Raw genomic sequence first — 15,707 nt, 5'->3', positions numbered from 1 at the left:
GGACATCTGATGACAGATATTGATCCCACCGTCCGGCCGGAGCCGATGCCCGAGGACCACGACCGTGCGCTGCGCCCGCAGATGCTGGAAGAGTTTGTGGGCCAGGCAGAGGCGCGCGCCAATCTCAGGGTGTTCATCCAGTCTGCCCGGCAGCGCGAAGAGGCGATGGACCACACGCTGTTTCACGGACCACCGGGCCTCGGCAAAACGACCCTTGCGCAGATCATGGCGCGGGAACTGGGTGTGAATTTCCGCATGACATCCGGTCCGGTTCTGGCCAAGGCCGGTGATCTGGCCGCGATCCTGACCAATCTTGAAGCCCGGGATGTGCTGTTCATTGACGAGATCCACCGGCTGAACCCGGCCGTGGAAGAGGTCCTCTACCCCGCGCTTGAGGATTTTGAGCTTGATCTGGTGATCGGCGAGGGACCTGCCGCGCGCACAGTTCGGATTGAACTGCAGCCCTTTACGCTTGTCGGGGCCACGACGCGGATGGGTCTGCTGACAACCCCGCTGCGGGATCGTTTTGGCATTCCGACCCGTCTGCAGTTTTACACAGAAGACGAGCTGTTTGTGATCGTCGAACGTAATGCACGCAAACTGGGTGCGCCTGCGGATGAGGCGGGTGCACGCGAAATTGCGCGGCGCGCGCGCGGCACGCCGCGGATTGCCGGACGTCTGCTGCGGCGGGTGGTGGATTTTGCTGTTGTTGAGGGCGATGGCAGGGTGACGCGGGCCCTGGCCGACATGGCCCTGACGCGGCTGGGGGTGGACCATATCGGCCTTGATGGCGCCGACCGGCGGTACCTGCAGCTGATCGCGGAGAATTATGCAGGCGGGCCGGTCGGCATCGAGACGCTGAGTGCAGCACTGAGCGAAAGCCGCGATGCGCTGGAAGAAGTGATTGAACCCTTTTTGCTGCAGCAGGGGCTGATCCAGCGGACGCCGCGCGGGCGGATGCTGGCGCAGAAAGGCTGGAGCCATCTGGGTCTTGTACCCCCGAAACCACAATCTGATCTGTTTGGGAGCTAGTGGCAGATTTTGGGTGCCTCCGGCGGGGATATTTTTGGCCAGAAGAAACGGATGATGACAGAAAAAGAGATCGAAGCGCTGTTTACGCGCAGTGATGGCAGCTATGCTTTTGCCCGCTGGGGGCGGCCGGTTGCGCCAGTTGTATTTGGCGTAACGGACGACACGCTGGAGGTTGTCAAAGGCGCGCTGGAGGCTGTGATGGTTCTGTCCGGTCATCAGATGGCCGAGACGGACCCGGAGCTTGGCAGCAACATGATGATCTTTTTCTTCCGCGACTGGGATGAACTGCCTGATGTGCCGGGACTGGACCGGCTGATCAACGATCTTGTGCCTCTGGTTGCGCGGCTCAGGGAAGCGAATGCCAATCAGTACAGGGTTTTTCATTTTGATGCCGCGGGCGCGATCAAGGCCTGTTTTGTTTTCCTGCGCATGGATGAAGTTCTCTGTGATGTCCCCGCTGAGACCCTGGCGCTGAGCCAGATTGTCCAGTCTGTGCTGTTATGGTCGGATACCGCTTTCCGGGATGCGTCGCCACTGGCCCGGACCGGTGACAAAACCATCCTGCGGCCCGACATCGCCTCTGTGATCCGGGCGGCCTATGATCCTGTGATGCCTGCGGCTGCCTCGGATGCGTCCCATGCGCTGCGCCTGAGTGCGCGTCTTCAGGCACCGCAGTAGGAGCACCTCATGCACAGATTTCCCGTTAGGGTATTTTACGAAGACACCGATATGGCGGGTATCGTCTATTACGCCAATTATCTGCGGTATATTGAACGCGCGCGCAGCGACTGGGTGCGCGAGATCGGTATAGACCAGCTGGCGATGAAGGCGGAGGGTATCGTGTTCGCTGTGCGACGGGTCGAAGCGGACTATGTGACACCTGCTCGTTTTGATGACCGTCTTGAGGTTGTGACCACGATGACCCAGCTGACCGCCGCGCGAATGGTTATGTCGCAAAAGGTATTGCGCGGGGAGGAGCTGATCTTTGTCGCCAGGGTCACGATTGTCTGCATTGCGGCCACAGGAAAACCAGCCCGTTTGCCAGCAAAACTCCGCCAGTTGCCCCTGACAGGTGCCTCATGACGGCATAGTGATAGCAATCCGCGTTGCGCTGCGCTAGAATCGTGCTCAATCAAGACCGGGACAACCCGGAAACGCACCGGAACGGGCAAAGAGCAGGCATATGGAAGCAGAGACGCTGGCACTGGCGCATGAGATTGATTTCTCTTTTATCGGGCTGTTCGCCCGCGCCACCTTAATCGTAAAAATCGTGATGATCATGCTGATCGTGGCCTCATTCTGGTCGTGGTCAATCATCGTGATGAAGCTCATGGTCTATCGCAGGGCCCGCGCAGAGGCGGCGGCTTTCGACCGGGCCTTCTGGTCCGGAGAGCCGCTGGACGGGCTTTTTGAACAGATCGGCCCGGCGCCTTCTGGCAGCTCGGAAAAGATTTTTGCTGCCGGAATGACCGAATGGCAGCGGTCGCACCGCGAGGATGGCGGCCTGATCGCAGGGGCCACCGCCCGGATTGACCGGTCGATGGATGTGGCGATCAACAAAGAGGCGGATTATCTGCGCAACGGCCTCACCGTGCTGGCCACTGTCGGGTCATCGACGCCCTTTATCGGCCTTTTCGGGACTGTGATTGGTATCATGAACGCCTTTATCGAGATCGCAGAACAGCAGAACACCAACCTCGCCGTCGTCGCACCCGGGATCGCAGAGGCTTTGCTGGCAACGGGCCTGGGGCTTCTGGCGGCGATCCCTGCTGTGATCTTTTACAATAAGCTGAGTGCAGACGCCGACCGTATCCTGCACGGCTACGAGTCCTTTGCGGACGAGTTCGCGACCATTCTCAGCCGGCAACTGGACGGGTAAACTATGGGCGCGGGTATGGTTCAGAAAGCAGATGGCGGCGGCGGCAAGCGTCGGCGACGTACCACGCGCGCCCAGCCGATGGCCGAGATCAACGTCACGCCCTTTGTTGATGTGATGCTGGTGCTGCTGATCATCTTTATGGTTGCGGCCCCGCTGCTGACTGTCGGTGTGCCGGTGGAGCTGCCAAAAACGGCGGCTGGTGCTTTGCCCACAGACCAGGAAGAGCCGCTGACTGTGACAGTCACCGCCGAAGGCTCCATCCAGATCCAGACGACAGAGACGGCACCCGGCGAGCTGGTCCCGAAACTGCGCGCGATCTTTGCCGAGCGCAGTTCTGACCGGGTATTTCTGCGCGCAGACGGTGCTGTTCCCTACAGCCGGGTGATGGAAGTCATGGGCGCGCTCAACGCAGGTGGGTTTTCCAATATCGGCCTCGTGACAGATATCGGCGGCCCGACGCTGGACGGACGTGACGCGCCCGGCGGAGCGGATCAGTAGGCGGCCCGTGCATACCGGTCATTATATCTCAGGTTCCGGGCATCTTCTTCTGCTTGCCTGGCTCGCCTTTGGGGATGTGTTCGCCGCGGAACCGCTGCCTTTTGAAATGACGGAGGTCTCTGTCATTTCAGGCGCGGAATACGCAGCCCTGGTTGCTGCCGGCCAGTCGCCGGAATCTGTCACAGAGATTGCCCAGCCTTCCAGCCCTGAGATCACACAGGACGCACCGGAGGTTGACGTGGCCCCGGATACCGAAACCGAGACCACACCTCCTGAAGCAGCTCAGACACCGGACGTGGAAACACCTCCCGATGTCTCGCAGATCACGCCTTTGCCCCCGCGCGCGGAGGTGAGTGACGCGGCCCCCGTTTTGCCACAACCCCCCGCCGACGTAGCAGTGGACGTGCCTGATGTCGCTGATCAGGCTGTGCCGCAGGCCGTGGACCGTGTCGCCCCCGAAGCTGTCGCGCAACCGGACCCGGAGGCTTTGCCTGATCCTGTCGAGCAGGACGCCGTATCCCAGGAAGAAACCGGCACTCAGGAGCAGGACCCGGCGCTGGCCACTGCGCCGGAAGCGGCGGCAACGGAAATCGTGACCGAAGCCGACGAGCCGGCACGCACGCTGAATTCCTCGCCGCGCCCGCCCACACGGCCGACGCCACCGCAGACCGCCGCAGCCACCGCGCCCGAGGCTCCCGCCGCACCGCCCGAGGCACCGACGACGCAGGATACACCCAGAGATGCACTGGCAGATGCACTGGCGGAGGCCTCCAGCGCGCCCGCTGTGCCCAGTGGGCCGCCGCTCTCTGCTGGCGAGAAAGAAGCCCTGCGGGTTGCAGTGTCGAGTTGCTGGAACGTCGGGTCGCTGTCCACCGACGCGCTGGGTACAACCGTAGTCGTCACCGTATCCATGGCGCAGGACGGCAAACCGGTGACCGGTTCTATTCGGATGGCCTCCAGCTCCGGCGGAAACGACACAGCGGCCCGCCAGGCCTTTGAGGCCGCGCGGCGCGCAATCATACGCTGCGGTGCCCGTGGATTTGACCTGCCTGCTGAAAAGTATGGACAGTGGCAGGAAATTGAGATGACGTTCAATCCCGAAAGGATGCGTGTCAAATGAGATTTCAGATATTTATTCTGTGCTTGCTGATGATGGTTGTGGTTTTGCCGGTTGGCCGTGTCACAGCCCAGGATGGCGGGCCGCTCCGGATCGAGATTACAGAAGGTGTGATTGAGCCATTGCCGTTCGCTCTGCCGGTGTTCGAAGCCGAGACGGCTGATGCCGGAAACCTTGCCGCACAGATCAGCCAGGTTGTCGCTGCCGATCTCTTAGGGACAGGGCTTTTTCGTGAAATCCCGGCAAACGCATTTATCGGTGGCGTCAGCAGCTTTGCCGCACCTGTCCAGTATGCGGACTGGAAAGCCATCAATGCACAGGCTCTGATTACGGGTGCCGCCTCTGTCCAGGGCGGGCAGCTGAACGTCAAATTCCGCCTCTATGATGTGTTTTCGGGCGCGGAAATGGGATCCGGACTGCAGTTCACCGGCACACCGGACGGATGGCGGCGCATGGCCCATAAGGTCGCGGATGCAGTCTATAGCCGGATCACAGGCGAAGGCGCTTACTTTGACAGCCGGGTCGTCTATGTGGCGGAGACAGGACCCAAGGATGCGCGCCAGAAACGTCTGGCAGTCATGGATTATGACGGTGCGAATGTGCAGTACCTGACGGGCAGCGACTCCATTGTGCTGGCGCCGCGTTTCTCACCTGATGGCCGAAGGGTGCTCTATACAAGTTACGAGACTGGCTTCCCCCGCATCTATGTGCTGGACATTGCATCCGTACAGCGCCGCGCTCTGGAAAGTCAGGAAGGCACCATGAGTTTCGCGCCCCGCTTTGCACCGGACGGCGAGCGGATCGTATTTTCGCTCAGCCAGGGCGGGAATACAGACATCTATGCCATGAACGTCGCCGGCGGGCAGGCCGTGCGCCTGACCTCTGCTCCTTCGATTGAAACAGCTCCCAGCTTCTCGCCCGATGGCACGCAGATCGTGTTTGAAAGCGACCGATCGGGATCGCAGCAGCTCTACATCATGCCCGCAACCGGCGGCGAGGCGCGGCGCATCTCCTTTGGGCCCGGTCGCTATGGCACACCGGTCTGGTCGCCCCGGGGAGATCTGGTGGCCTTTACCAAACAGAACAGCGGGCGTTTTCATATTGGCGTGATGCGCACAGACGGCGCCGAGGAACGGTTGCTGACGGCATCTTTCCTTGACGAAGGGCCGACATGGGCACCGAACGGCCGTGTCATCATGTTTACACGTGAAACCCAGGGTGCGGGCGGGCGCTCTTCGCTCTATTCCGTTGACATTACAGGGCGGAACCTGCGGCCTGTCAGAACACCCGAGGGCGGATCCGACCCGTCCTGGTCGCCGTTACAGGAATAGCACCAGAGCGCCGTTCCCAACGGGTGCGGGCTGTGGTAAAGATTAACAAAACAAAAAGACCCTTTTGAACACATGAGGCAGAGAGCATGAGACTTACAGGAAAAATCGTTCTTCTGGTTGCGGGCCTTGCCCTGGCGGCCTGTACGAACCCGGGCCGGTTTGACGAAAGTGCTGGCGGCGCAGGTGGTGCGGGCGGCGCACTGGGCGGTGGCCCGATTGTGCCGGGCAGCGCCAATGACCCGACATCAACGGCCTATTTCAACCAGACCGTCGGAGATCGCGTTCTTTTCGCGGTAGATCGGTCCGATGTGACAGCCGAGGGCCAGTCCGTGCTCAACGGGCAGGCAACCTGGCTGCTGAACAATACTGGGTTTACAGCTGTGATCGAAGGCCACGCGGACGAGCAAGGTACACGCGAGTATAACGTGGCTCTGGGTGCACGGCGCGCCAATTCGGTGCGCGAGTATCTCATCTCCCGCGGGGTCGCAGGCAACCGTCTGCGCACAGTAAGCTACGGCAAAGAACGCCCGATTGAAATTTGCAGCAACGAGGCCTGCTATGCCAAGAACCGGCGTGCAGTGACCGTGCTGGCAGGCGGACTGTCGGGATAAGAGCATGCGCCTGATCGCCGTTATTGCCCTTTCTGTTTGCCTGGTGCCCGGTTTTGTGCAGGCCCAGGACAATTCCCAGACCCTGGCAGACATCCGTCAGGAGCTGACTGTCCTCTATGTCGAGATGCAAAAGCTGCGACGCGAGCTGTCGACCACAGGCGCACCAGCGGTTCAGACTGGTGGCTCTACCGTTCTTGAGCGTGTGGCCGTTATCGAAAGCGAAATGCAGCGGCTGACGTCAAAAACCGAAGAGCTTGAGTTCCGCATCAACCGGATTGTCGAGGACGGCACAAACCGTATCGGAGATCTGGAATTCCGGCTGGTGGAGCTGGAGGGGGGCGACATCGCTGCTCTGGGCGAGACAACCACCCTTGGCGGTGACACAGGCACTGCAGCTCCCGTGACTGGTGGAGGCACAGCGTCTGCCACCGACACAGAAACAGGCACGCAGCTGGCCGTGGGCGAGGAGGATGATTTCAAACGCGCCCAGCAGGCCCTCGCCGACGGAAATTACGCAGCGGCAGCGCAGCAGTTCGAGGCGTTCAGCCAGAATTATCCCGGCGGTCCGCTGGCCGCAGGCGCTGATCTGGGACGTGGTGAAGCGCTGGATGAGTTGGGCAACACCCGCGAAGCTGCACGGGCCTATCTGTCCAGCTTCAGCGCGGCACCTCAGGGGCCGCTGGCTCCTCAGGCTCTGTTTCGTCTGGGCCGGTCGCTGGGTCAGCTTGATCAGACCTCCGAAGCCTGTGTGACCCTGGGCGAGGTTCCGATCCGGTTCGCCGGTGATCCGGCTGCAGCCGAAGCGCAGGCCGAAATGCAGAGACTTGGGTGCGGATAAGCGCGTGAGCGCGGTCCTTTCACGGAAAATCGTCGATGGGCTGCCTGCTGGTTACACCGGCAGGCTGGGCGTTGCCGTATCGGGGGGCAGTGACTCTCTGGCCCTGTTGTACCTCTTGCGCGACCTGGTCTCTGAACGTGCTTACGAACTGGACGTGGTGACGGTGGATCATGGCCTGCGTCCGGAAGCGGCAGAGGAGGCAGCTTTTGTGGCTGAAACCTGCGCTGCGCTGAACCTGCCCCATACCACGCTCAGATGGACCGGCTGGGACGGTCAGGGCAATACTCAGAACGCAGCGCGACTGGCCCGCTACCAACTGATCGGCGACTGGGCCGCGGCGCGCGGTATCCCGGCTGTGGCCATGGGGCACACACAGGACGATCAGGCGGAAACGGTTCTGATGCGGCTGGCGCGGGGTGCCGGGGTCGACGGGTTGTCCGCGATGCTGCCCGTCAGGTCCGGCGGCGCGGTTCAATGGGTGCGCCCGATGCTGGATATCTCCCGGGCCGATCTTCGTGCCATGCTGACGGCGCGGGGGGTGACCTGGAAAGACGATCCGACCAACGAAGACACAGACTACGAGCGGATCCGCATGCGTCAGGCATTACGCCATCTCCGCCCTCTGGGGATCGACGCCGAACGGCTCGCGCTGGTGGCCGGACACATGGCCGAAGCGCGTGACGCGCTGCAACACCAGCTTTATGAGGTGGTCCGCGAAAAGGTTACCGTGCGGGGCGGGGCAGTCTGCATGGGCTGGCCGGATTTTTGCGCTTTGCCAAAAGAAACCGCCCGGCGGTTTTTGTCCGCTGTGCTGAAGTGGATCGGGGGGGACGGGTATCCGCCCCGTCATACATCTGTCACGTCGCTGATGGCAGGGTTGACCGACGACGGTGCTGCGACAGCCGCCGGAGGCCAGGGTCTGGTGCGGCATGACGTCCTGTGGCTCTTTCGGGAATATGAGCGGGTCCGCGATGTGCAATCCGCCCCTGACGCCTTGTGGGATGGCCGCTGGTCGCTGCTGGGCCCGTCCTGCGCGCCGGGCGCATATGTTGCCGCATTGGGTCCAGAGGGCCTCGGAGCTGTTGAGAACTGGCGTGATTGCGGGATGCCACGGGCCGCGTTGCTGGCAACCCCTGCGCTCTGGTCCGGTGGGTCTGTGCTTGCTGCACCTGTGCTGCAGCCCGATTGTGACTGGTCTCTCGGGCCCAAAAGCGCCAAAGACGCCTTACTTGCGGCACTATTATCGCATTGAACATGGCGGATGAGTATCTATCTTAAGCTCAACTGACTATCATACGAGATGCGCAATCCGCGCAGCATTAGGAGATTTTCCTTGGGAAACGCACGCAACTTCGCGTTCTGGATCGTTCTTTTCTTACTGATCCTTGCACTGTTCAATCTGTTCAGCGGGCCAGGCAGCACGCTGCAGAGCCGCGAGATCAGCTATTCCGAATTCGTGAATGCGGTCGAATCGGGCCAGGTCAGCAACGTCACGCTGGACGGCGAGCAGGTGCGCTTTCGCCAGTCTGATGGCGCGGACTATGTCGCGATCAAACCCGCAGATGCAGAAATCACGCAGCTGCTGATCGACAACGAAGTTGCCGTTCGTGCAGAGCAGCAGCAGCAGTCTGGTTTTCAGACCTTTCTGATGTCGCTTTTACCGTTCCTTCTGCTGATCGGCGTCTGGGTTTACTTCATGAACCGGATGCAGGGCGGCGGCAAAGGCGGTGCAATGGGTTTTGGCAAATCCAAGGCCAAGATGCTCACGGAAAAACATGGCCGGGTCACCTTTGACGATGTTGCCGGCATTGATGAGGCCAAAGAAGAGCTTGAGGAAATCGTCGAATTCCTGCGCAATCCGCAGAAATTCAGCCGTCTGGGCGGCAAAATTCCGAAAGGCGCGTTGCTCGAAGGACCGCCCGGAACCGGTAAAACGCTGCTTGCCCGCGCAATTGCCGGTGAAGCTGGCGTGCCGTTCTTTACGATCTCCGGTTCTGATTTTGTTGAGATGTTTGTCGGTGTCGGTGCCAGCCGTGTCCGCGATATGTTTGAACAGGCAAAAAAAAATGCACCCTGTATCGTTTTCATTGACGAGATCGATGCCGTGGGTCGTCACCGGGGTGCCGGTTATGGCGGCGGTAATGATGAGCGCGAACAGACGCTGAACCAGTTGCTGGTTGAGATGGACGGTTTTGAGGCCAATGAGGGCGTGATCATCATCGCCGCGACCAACCGTAAGGACGTTCTTGATCCGGCGCTTCTGCGCCCGGGCCGTTTCGACCGTCAGGTGACCGTGGGCAACCCGGACATCAAGGGCCGCGAGAAAATTCTGGGCGTACATGCGCGTAAGACGCCTCTGGGCCCCGATGTTGATCTGCGGATCATCGCGCGCGGCACACCGGGCTTTTCCGGTGCGGATCTGGCAAACTTGGTCAACGAGGCTGCCCTTGGTGCGGCCCGTGTCGGACGCCGGTTTGTGACCATGATCGATTTCGAAAGCGCCAAGGACAAAATCATGATGGGCGCCGAGCGGCGGTCTATGGTGATGACGCCCGAGCAAAAAGAGATGACAGCCTATCATGAGGCCGGCCACGCGCTGGTGGGGATGATGCTGCCAAAATGTGATCCGGTCTATAAGGCTACGATCATTCCACGTGGTGGCGCACTTGGCATGGTGATGAGCCTGCCGGAAATGGACCGTCTGAACATGTTCAAGGATGAATGCCACCAGCGTCTGGCGATGACGATGGCGGGCAAGGCGGCGGAAATCTTCAAGTATGGCCCGGAATCTGTTTCCAACGGGCCTGCCGGAGACATCATGCAGGCCTCGGGCCTGGCGCGTGCCATGGTGCTGCAATGGGGCATGTCGGACAAGGTCGGCAACATCGACTATTCCGAGGCCGCGCAGGGATACCAGGGCAACACGGCTGGTTTCTCGGTCTCCGCCAACACCAAGGAACTGATCGAGGAAGAGGTCCAGAAGTTCATTCAGGATGGTTATGAGTGGGCGAAAAAGATCATCTCTGAAAACGAAGAGAAGTTCGAACGCCTGGCGCAGGGCCTTCTGGAATACGAAACGCTGACCGGAGATGAGATCCAGCGCGTCATGGACGGCGAGCCACCGGTTCCGCCTGCAGATGAGCAGGACAAACCTGATGATGGGTCCGCCCCGAGTGTGACCGGTATCCCCAAGGCAAAGTCCAAGGGACGCAAATCGCCGCCTTCGGATGATGGTCTTGAACCGGAACCCTCGACCTGATCACAAAGAACGAAGGTTTCTTCACAAAAATTCATGAGGCCCTGCATCTGCGGGGCCTTTTCTTTGGATCAGGTTTTCCGACACACTGCCCTGACCAAGTCAGGGGAACACAGACATGCCAGCGCTCAAACCAACTCAGTTCAGCGGAACAGTCATATGGCTGGGCCGTGTCACAGATCAGGAAACAGATCTGCGCTCTGAGGTGTTGCAGAAAGCCCGCCTGAGCTTTGACGGCATAGAGGGCGAGATGCACGGCGGGCCGACGCGGAAATCATGCTCGCGTGTCCTGGCGCAGCACCCGCGGGGGACCGAAATCCGCAATGTGCGCCAGTTGTCCGTTCTGTCGCAGGAAGAGCTCAAACTGATCGCCGCAGAAATGGAGACCGAAAGCCTCGACCCCGCACTGCTGGGGGCTTCGCTGGTGATCGAAGGCATCCCGGACTTTACACATGTGCCACCGTCGTCCCGGCTGCAACTGCCGGACGGTGCCTGTCTGACAATTGATATGGAAAACCGGCCCTGTACCTATCTGGGTCGGGACATCTCAAAAGATCACCCGGACCTCGGGCCGCGCTTTAAGCCGGCAGCGCAGAACCGCCGCGGTGTAACCGCCTGGGTGGAGCGGGAAGGGCAGATTGCGGTTGGTGATACGATCACCCTGCACGTGCCCGACCAGCCGGTCTGGGCGCATCTGAACGCTGCGCGTCAGTAGCATTCGTTTCCGAAAAGAAACGATCTGAGCCTTTGCCGACGCAACCGGCAGCGGAAATGTCGGAATTACCCCCTGTCCGGAGGCGCTGGCCTGTGTATGCAGAGAGCAGCAACTCAGCCCGAGCGGGCGTCCTCAGGGGGAATCTTCCATGGTCTATAAATCTGACATTGAAATCGCGCGTGCGGCGTCCAAGCAACCGATCCAGGAGATTGGTGCGAAGCTGGGTATCAGCAGCGATGATCTGCTGCCCTATGGCCATGACAAGGCCAAGGTCAGCCAGTCGTTTATCAACTCGGTTCAGGGCAATGACACTGGCAGGCTGATCCTGGTGACGGCCATCAACCCGACACCGGCGGGTGAGGGCAAGACCACCACGACGGTCGGTCTGGGCGATGGTCTGAATCGAATTGGCAAAAAGGCAGCGGTCTGCATTCGCGAAGCCTCGCTCGGCCCCAACTTTGGCATGAAGGGCGGTGCCGCTGGCGGCGGCTATGCCCAGATCGTCCCGATGGAAGAAATGAACCTGCACTTTACTGGTGACTTTCATGCGATCACCTCGGCGCACTCGCTGCTGAGCGCGATGATCGACAATCACATCTACTGGGGCAATGCGCTGGACATCGACACCCGCCGCGTTGTGTGGCGCCGCGTCGTTGACATGAACGACCGGGCGCTGCGCCAGATCACAGCATCCCTGGGCGGAGTGGCCAACGGTTTCCCCCGCGAGGCTGGTTTTGACATTACCGTGGCGTCCGAGGTGATGGCGATCCTGTGCCTGTCCAGAGACCTCAGCGATCTGCAGAAGCGTCTGGGCGATATGATCGTGGCCTATCGCCGTGACCGCACGCCTGTTTTTGCGCGCGACATCAAGGCGGATGGTGCCATGACCGTGCTGCTGAAAGACGCGATGCAGCCGAACCTGGTGCAGACGCTGGAGAACAATCCGGCCTTTGTGCACGGCGGCCCGTTCGCGAATATCGCGCACGGCTGTAACTCGGTCATCGCCACCACCACCGCGCTGAAACTGGCGGATTACGTGGTGACAGAAGCGGGTTTTGGGGCCGATCTGGGTGCCGAGAAGTTCCTAAACATCAAATGCCGCAAGGCGGGTCTGGCGCCCTCCTGTGTGGTTGTTGTGGCGACCGTGCGTGCGATGAAGATGAACGGCGGTGTCGCCAAGGCGGACCTTGGTGCGGAAAACGTCGGAGCCGTGCAGGCGGGCTGTCCGAACCTGGGCCGCCACATCGAGAACGTGAAATCCTTTGGGGTGCCTGTGGTTGTTGCGATCAACCATTTTGTCACCGATACGGATGCCGAAGTTCAGGCGGTCAAAGATTATGTTGCCAGCCAGGGCGCAGAGGCGGTGCTGTCGCGTCACTGGGAGCTGGGCTCTGAGGGGTCTGCGGATCTGGCCACCAAAGTTGTCGAAACCATCGAGAAGGGCGAGGCGGATTTTGCGCCGATCTACCCCGATGACATGAGCCTTGCGGATAAGATCAACACCATTGCCACCAAAATCTACCGCGCGGACAGCGCACAGATGGATCAGAAAATCCTCAACCAGCTGAAAGACTGGGAGGATCAGGGCTATGGCAATCTGCCGGTCTGCATGGCGAAAACGCAATACAGCTTTACCACCGATCCGAACGAGCGCGGCGCGCCCACAGGGTTTGATATCCCCGTACGCGAAGTGCGTCTGAGTGCCGGCGCGGGCTTTGTGGTGGCAATCTGCGGTGAGATCATGACCATGCCCGGTCTACCGCGCGTGCCGTCGGCGGAAAGCATCTGCCTGAATGCGGATGGCGAGGTCGAGGGGCTCTTCTGATCGCGACATGTCACGACACAGTGTTCAGAGGGCAGCAGGCTTGCCCTCCGGGCAAAGCAGCCGCAAGCTGATCGCATGATTTGAAAAGGACATCATCATGACCAGACTGATTGCTGCACTCTTTGCCCTGGTTTTTGCCGGGGCTGTCGCCGCCGAAGACCGCTATGTCGGGTACTACTATCCGGAAGTCACCTCGGAGGAGACATTTGACCGGGTCATCCGCGCCACCCAGGGTGCCGGAAAAGCCGTGCGGGTGGATTTTGTCAACGTTCTGACCACTGCACAGCTCGAGGCGCCGGAAAGCCCGCGTTTTGTGTTCTTTGCCAAAGGGTCGGACGCAGACACGCTTATCCTCACGGCTCTGGATGACGACGTGTTCTCGACCATTTACCGCGCAAGGGCGCTGATGGCCCAGCTGACGGTTTCCGTGCGCAAGGGCGGTTTTTTCCGGCAGGAAGACCTGCAGTACGTTGCCACATTCTATGACCTTCTGCAGCTGATGCAGTTCAACGAACTTTTGATCACAGATGGTGAGACCTGGACCCACAGGGTCACCTTTTCACGATAACAGGAAGACAAAATGACAGCCACGATCATTGATGGAAAAGCCTTTGCCGCCCGTGTCCGCGGACAGGTTGCTGAACACGTGACCCGCCTCAGGGCCGAGCACGGGATCACTCCGGGTCTGGCTGTCGTTCTGGTGGGGGAGGACCCCGCAAGCGAGGTCTATGTGCGCTCCAAAGGCAAAATGACCGTCGAGGCGGGCATGAAGTCGGTGGAGCTCAGGCTGGATGCGGACACGTCCGAAGCGGACCTGCTGGCGGTTATTGACCAGCTGAACACCGATCCGGAAATCCACGGCATCCTGGTGCAGCTGCCTCTGCCCGGGCACCTCAACGAGGACCTGGTGATCAACTCGATCAGCCCCGCAAAGGACGTGGACGGGTTCCACATCTCGAATGTCGGACTGCTGGGAACGGGTCAGAAAAGCATGGTGCCCTGCACCCCGCTGGGGTGTCTGATGATGCTGCGCGACCACCATGGGTCGATTTCGGGCATGGACGCGGTCGTCGTCGGGCGCAGCAACATCGTCGGCAAGCCTATGGCACAGCTGTTGCTGGGCGACAGCTGCACAGTGACGATCGCGCACAGCCGCACCAAAGACCTGGCAGATGTGGTGCGCCGCGCGGATATCGTTGTGGCCGCCGTGGGCCGCCCTGAAATGGTGCCGGGCGACTGGATCAAACCCGGCGCTACGGTCATCGACGTGGGCATTAACCGCCTGGATGCGCCTGAACGCGGCGCGGGCAAGACCCGCCTCGTCGGTGATGTGCACTATGAAAGCTGCGCTGCGGTGGCCGGTGCGATCACCCCTGTGCCCGGTGGCGTTGGCCCCATGACCATCGCCTGTCTGCTCGCCAACACCGTTACCGCCTGCTGCAGAGCCAACGGCCTCGTAGAACCCGAGGGGCTGACTGCATAATTTTCAGATTGGCACTGGTACCATGGTGCCCTGCAGGACCGCGATCAGAACCTCCTCCGGACCGGTGATGGCATGCACTTCTGAGGACACAACAACAAGGCGGCGCCCGGGTTTGATCACCCGGCCCGTCGCACGCAGATAGTCACCGCGCGCCGGTGCAAGCAGATTGATCTTGATTTCTGCCGTCACAACTTCGTTTTCCGGCGGCATCCTGGTCAGAGCTGCGTAGCCTGCTGCGCTGTCCCCGATCGAGAAAGTCAGACCGGCGTGCCCAAAGCCCTGCTGCTGGCGGGCGGCGGGCAGGATTGGCGCGTGGATCACAGCGTGCCCTTGGTCGATTTCTTCCAGAGTTGCCCCCAGTGTTTTCATCATCGCCTGAGCATCGAAGCTGTGTCGGATGCGTGCAAAACCGGTGTCGCTCATGGCGCGGTCTCCTTACGGGGCATGGGAATGCAAACGGGGGTTGGCCCCGTCAGTATGGCAAGCGCATCGGGCTTCATCAGGTTGCACAGCGTTTGCTCATCTGTGCGCAGGCCACCTGTATAGGTGCCATAGGCGGGCAGGATCAGGCGGGTGCTGTCGTACAGAAATGCGGGTCGTGACACCAGCCGCCCCCGCGCGTGCAGATGCGCCTTGGGATGATAGTGCCCCGATACTTCCGCCCGGGCCTCCGCTTCGGCAATATGTCGGAACACGAGGGGACCTGTCCGGGCGGTCTGTTGATGCGTCCCGCCAAACTCCAGCGGACCGGGATCATGATTGCCTTCAATCCAGATCCATTGGCGACCGGCCTGTAGCCGCGTGATCCAGAGGCGTTCTTCTTCTGGCAGGGCGGCAGCGGCGATCCGGTCATCAAAACTGTCGCCGAGGCAGATCACCGTGCGCGCGCCCGTACGGGCGAGATCCTCGCCAAGCCGTGTCAGCGTATCGCGCGTTTCATAGGGTGGCAGCGTCTGGCCCGCACGCCGCGCGACACGCTCGGACTTGCCCAGATGCAGGTCGGATACGCAAAGCAATGCCTGTTCCGGCCACCAGAGCCCACCGGACCCCAGGGCGCGGAGTTCAGCGCCAGCGAAAGAAAAAGCATGACAGTTCATGCTTTGTTCATGCCGCAACAATCGT

General features: G+C 60.7%; 17 protein-coding genes. 15 read left to right on the top strand and 2 right to left on the bottom strand.

What is annotated here, in order from left to right; genetic code table 11:
- Positions 1–9: 9 nt before the first annotated feature.
- The 15 genes from ruvB (at position 10) to folD (ending at position 14,585) form a co-directional block, all read left to right on the top strand.
- Positions 10–1,032, top strand: a complete 1,023-nt coding sequence (gene ruvB / locus Q1A34_RS06045; protein ID WP_300032017.1) for a Holliday junction branch migration DNA helicase RuvB — start codon at positions 10–12, stop codon at positions 1,030–1,032.
- Between the two features lie 51 nt (positions 1,033–1,083).
- Positions 1,084–1,710 carry a hypothetical protein gene (locus Q1A34_RS06040; protein ID WP_300032015.1) on the top strand — a complete coding sequence of 209 codons (627 nt, stop codon included), beginning with the start codon at positions 1,084–1,086 and terminating at the stop codon, positions 1,708–1,710.
- Positions 1,711–1,719: 9 nt separating this feature from the next.
- Positions 1,720–2,115 carry a tol-pal system-associated acyl-CoA thioesterase gene (gene ybgC, locus Q1A34_RS06035; protein WP_300032012.1) on the top strand — a complete coding sequence of 132 codons (396 nt, stop codon included), beginning with the start codon at positions 1,720–1,722 and terminating at the stop codon, positions 2,113–2,115.
- Positions 2,116–2,215: 100 nt separating this feature from the next.
- Positions 2,216–2,911: a protein TolQ gene (gene tolQ / locus Q1A34_RS06030; protein ID WP_300032010.1), complete on the top strand. Its 696-nt coding sequence runs from the start codon at positions 2,216–2,218 to the stop codon at positions 2,909–2,911.
- Positions 2,912–2,914: 3 nt separating this feature from the next.
- Entirely contained in the window at positions 2,915–3,409 is a 495-nt protein-coding gene (gene tolR / locus Q1A34_RS06025) for a protein TolR (RefSeq protein WP_300032008.1), read from the top strand.
- Positions 3,410–3,416: 7 nt separating this feature from the next.
- On the top strand, positions 3,417–4,529 hold the full coding sequence (locus Q1A34_RS06020; RefSeq protein ID WP_300032006.1) for an energy transducer TonB: 1,113 nt from the start codon (positions 3,417–3,419) through the stop codon (positions 4,527–4,529).
- On the top strand, positions 4,526–5,857 hold the full coding sequence (tolB, locus tag Q1A34_RS06015; protein ID WP_300032004.1) for a Tol-Pal system beta propeller repeat protein TolB: 1,332 nt from the start codon (positions 4,526–4,528) through the stop codon (positions 5,855–5,857). The genes Q1A34_RS06020 and tolB overlap by 4 nt, the downstream gene beginning before the upstream one ends.
- 86 nt (positions 5,858–5,943) lie before the next feature.
- Positions 5,944–6,468: a peptidoglycan-associated lipoprotein Pal gene (pal, locus tag Q1A34_RS06010; RefSeq protein WP_300032002.1), complete on the top strand. Its 525-nt coding sequence runs from the start codon at positions 5,944–5,946 to the stop codon at positions 6,466–6,468.
- Positions 6,469–6,472: 4 nt separating this feature from the next.
- Entirely contained in the window at positions 6,473–7,306 is an 834-nt protein-coding gene (gene ybgF / locus Q1A34_RS06005; protein WP_300032000.1) for a tol-pal system protein YbgF, read from the top strand.
- Positions 7,307–7,310: 4 nt separating this feature from the next.
- Positions 7,311–8,558 carry a tRNA lysidine(34) synthetase TilS gene (gene tilS, locus Q1A34_RS06000; RefSeq protein ID WP_300031998.1) on the top strand — a complete coding sequence of 416 codons (1,248 nt, stop codon included), beginning with the start codon at positions 7,311–7,313 and terminating at the stop codon, positions 8,556–8,558.
- Positions 8,559–8,639: 81 nt separating this feature from the next.
- Positions 8,640–10,565, top strand: a complete 1,926-nt coding sequence (gene ftsH / locus Q1A34_RS05995; RefSeq protein ID WP_300031996.1) for an ATP-dependent zinc metalloprotease FtsH — start codon at positions 8,640–8,642, stop codon at positions 10,563–10,565.
- A 115-nt stretch (positions 10,566–10,680) separates the two neighbouring features.
- A complete protein-coding gene (locus Q1A34_RS05990; RefSeq protein WP_300031994.1) occupies positions 10,681–11,277 on the top strand; it encodes an MOSC domain-containing protein in 597 nt (198 codons plus the stop codon).
- 148 nt (positions 11,278–11,425) lie between these two features.
- Entirely contained in the window at positions 11,426–13,102 is a 1,677-nt protein-coding gene (locus Q1A34_RS05985; RefSeq protein WP_300031992.1) for a formate--tetrahydrofolate ligase, read from the top strand.
- A 97-nt stretch (positions 13,103–13,199) separates the two neighbouring features.
- Positions 13,200–13,670, top strand: coding sequence for a hypothetical protein (locus Q1A34_RS05980; protein WP_300031990.1), 471 nt, complete (start codon positions 13,200–13,202; stop codon positions 13,668–13,670).
- A gap of 12 nt (positions 13,671–13,682) precedes the next feature.
- A complete protein-coding gene (gene folD / locus Q1A34_RS05975; RefSeq protein WP_300031988.1) occupies positions 13,683–14,585 on the top strand; it encodes a bifunctional methylenetetrahydrofolate dehydrogenase/methenyltetrahydrofolate cyclohydrolase FolD in 903 nt (300 codons plus the stop codon).
- 3 nt (positions 14,586–14,588) lie between these two features.
- Here the strand turns inward: folD and Q1A34_RS05970 are convergent, their stop codons facing one another.
- On the bottom strand, positions 14,589–15,008 hold the full coding sequence (locus Q1A34_RS05970) for a PaaI family thioesterase (protein ID WP_300031986.1): 420 nt from the start codon (positions 15,006–15,008) through the stop codon (positions 14,589–14,591).
- Positions 15,005–15,682 carry a ligase-associated DNA damage response endonuclease PdeM gene (gene pdeM / locus Q1A34_RS05965; RefSeq protein WP_300031985.1) on the bottom strand — a complete coding sequence of 226 codons (678 nt, stop codon included), beginning with the start codon at positions 15,680–15,682 and terminating at the stop codon, positions 15,005–15,007. Before pdeM ends, Q1A34_RS05970 begins: the two co-directional genes overlap by 4 nt.
- Between the last annotated feature and the right edge of the window lie 25 nt (positions 15,683–15,707).

Origin of the sequence: uncultured Roseobacter sp. (assembly GCF_947491795.1) — a bacterium.
Classification (GTDB): domain Bacteria; phylum Pseudomonadota; class Alphaproteobacteria; order Rhodobacterales; family Rhodobacteraceae; genus Roseobacter.
The sequence above is the reverse complement of the archived record's forward strand: the minus strand, read 5'-3'. Positions and strand labels throughout refer to the sequence as shown.

Excerpts from the sequence above, each read along its gene's own strand:
- ruvB (WP_300032017.1), top strand. The coding sequence starts at position 10 with ATGACAGATATTGATCCCACCGTCCGGCCGGAGCCGATGCCCGAGGAC.
- Q1A34_RS06040 (WP_300032015.1), top strand. The coding sequence starts at position 1,084 with ATGATGACAGAAAAAGAGATCGAAGCGCTGTTTACGCGCAGTGATGGC.
- ybgC (WP_300032012.1), top strand. The coding sequence starts at position 1,720 with ATGCACAGATTTCCCGTTAGGGTATTTTACGAAGACACCGATATGGCG.
- tolQ (WP_300032010.1), top strand. The coding sequence starts at position 2,216 with ATGGAAGCAGAGACGCTGGCACTGGCGCATGAGATTGATTTCTCTTTT.
- tolR (WP_300032008.1), top strand. The coding sequence starts at position 2,915 with ATGGGCGCGGGTATGGTTCAGAAAGCAGATGGCGGCGGCGGCAAGCGT.
- tolB (WP_300032004.1), top strand. The coding sequence starts at position 4,526 with ATGAGATTTCAGATATTTATTCTGTGCTTGCTGATGATGGTTGTGGTT.
- pal (WP_300032002.1), top strand. The coding sequence starts at position 5,944 with ATGAGACTTACAGGAAAAATCGTTCTTCTGGTTGCGGGCCTTGCCCTG.
- ybgF (WP_300032000.1), top strand. The coding sequence starts at position 6,473 with ATGCGCCTGATCGCCGTTATTGCCCTTTCTGTTTGCCTGGTGCCCGGT.
- Q1A34_RS05990 (WP_300031994.1), top strand. The coding sequence starts at position 10,681 with ATGCCAGCGCTCAAACCAACTCAGTTCAGCGGAACAGTCATATGGCTG.
- Q1A34_RS05985 (WP_300031992.1), top strand. The coding sequence starts at position 11,426 with ATGGTCTATAAATCTGACATTGAAATCGCGCGTGCGGCGTCCAAGCAA.
- Q1A34_RS05980 (WP_300031990.1), top strand. The coding sequence starts at position 13,200 with ATGACCAGACTGATTGCTGCACTCTTTGCCCTGGTTTTTGCCGGGGCT.
- folD (WP_300031988.1), top strand. The coding sequence starts at position 13,683 with ATGACAGCCACGATCATTGATGGAAAAGCCTTTGCCGCCCGTGTCCGC.
- Q1A34_RS05970 (WP_300031986.1), bottom strand. The coding sequence starts at position 15,008 with ATGAGCGACACCGGTTTTGCACGCATCCGACACAGCTTCGATGCTCAG.
- pdeM (WP_300031985.1), bottom strand. The coding sequence starts at position 15,682 with ATGAACTGTCATGCTTTTTCTTTCGCTGGCGCTGAACTCCGCGCCCTG.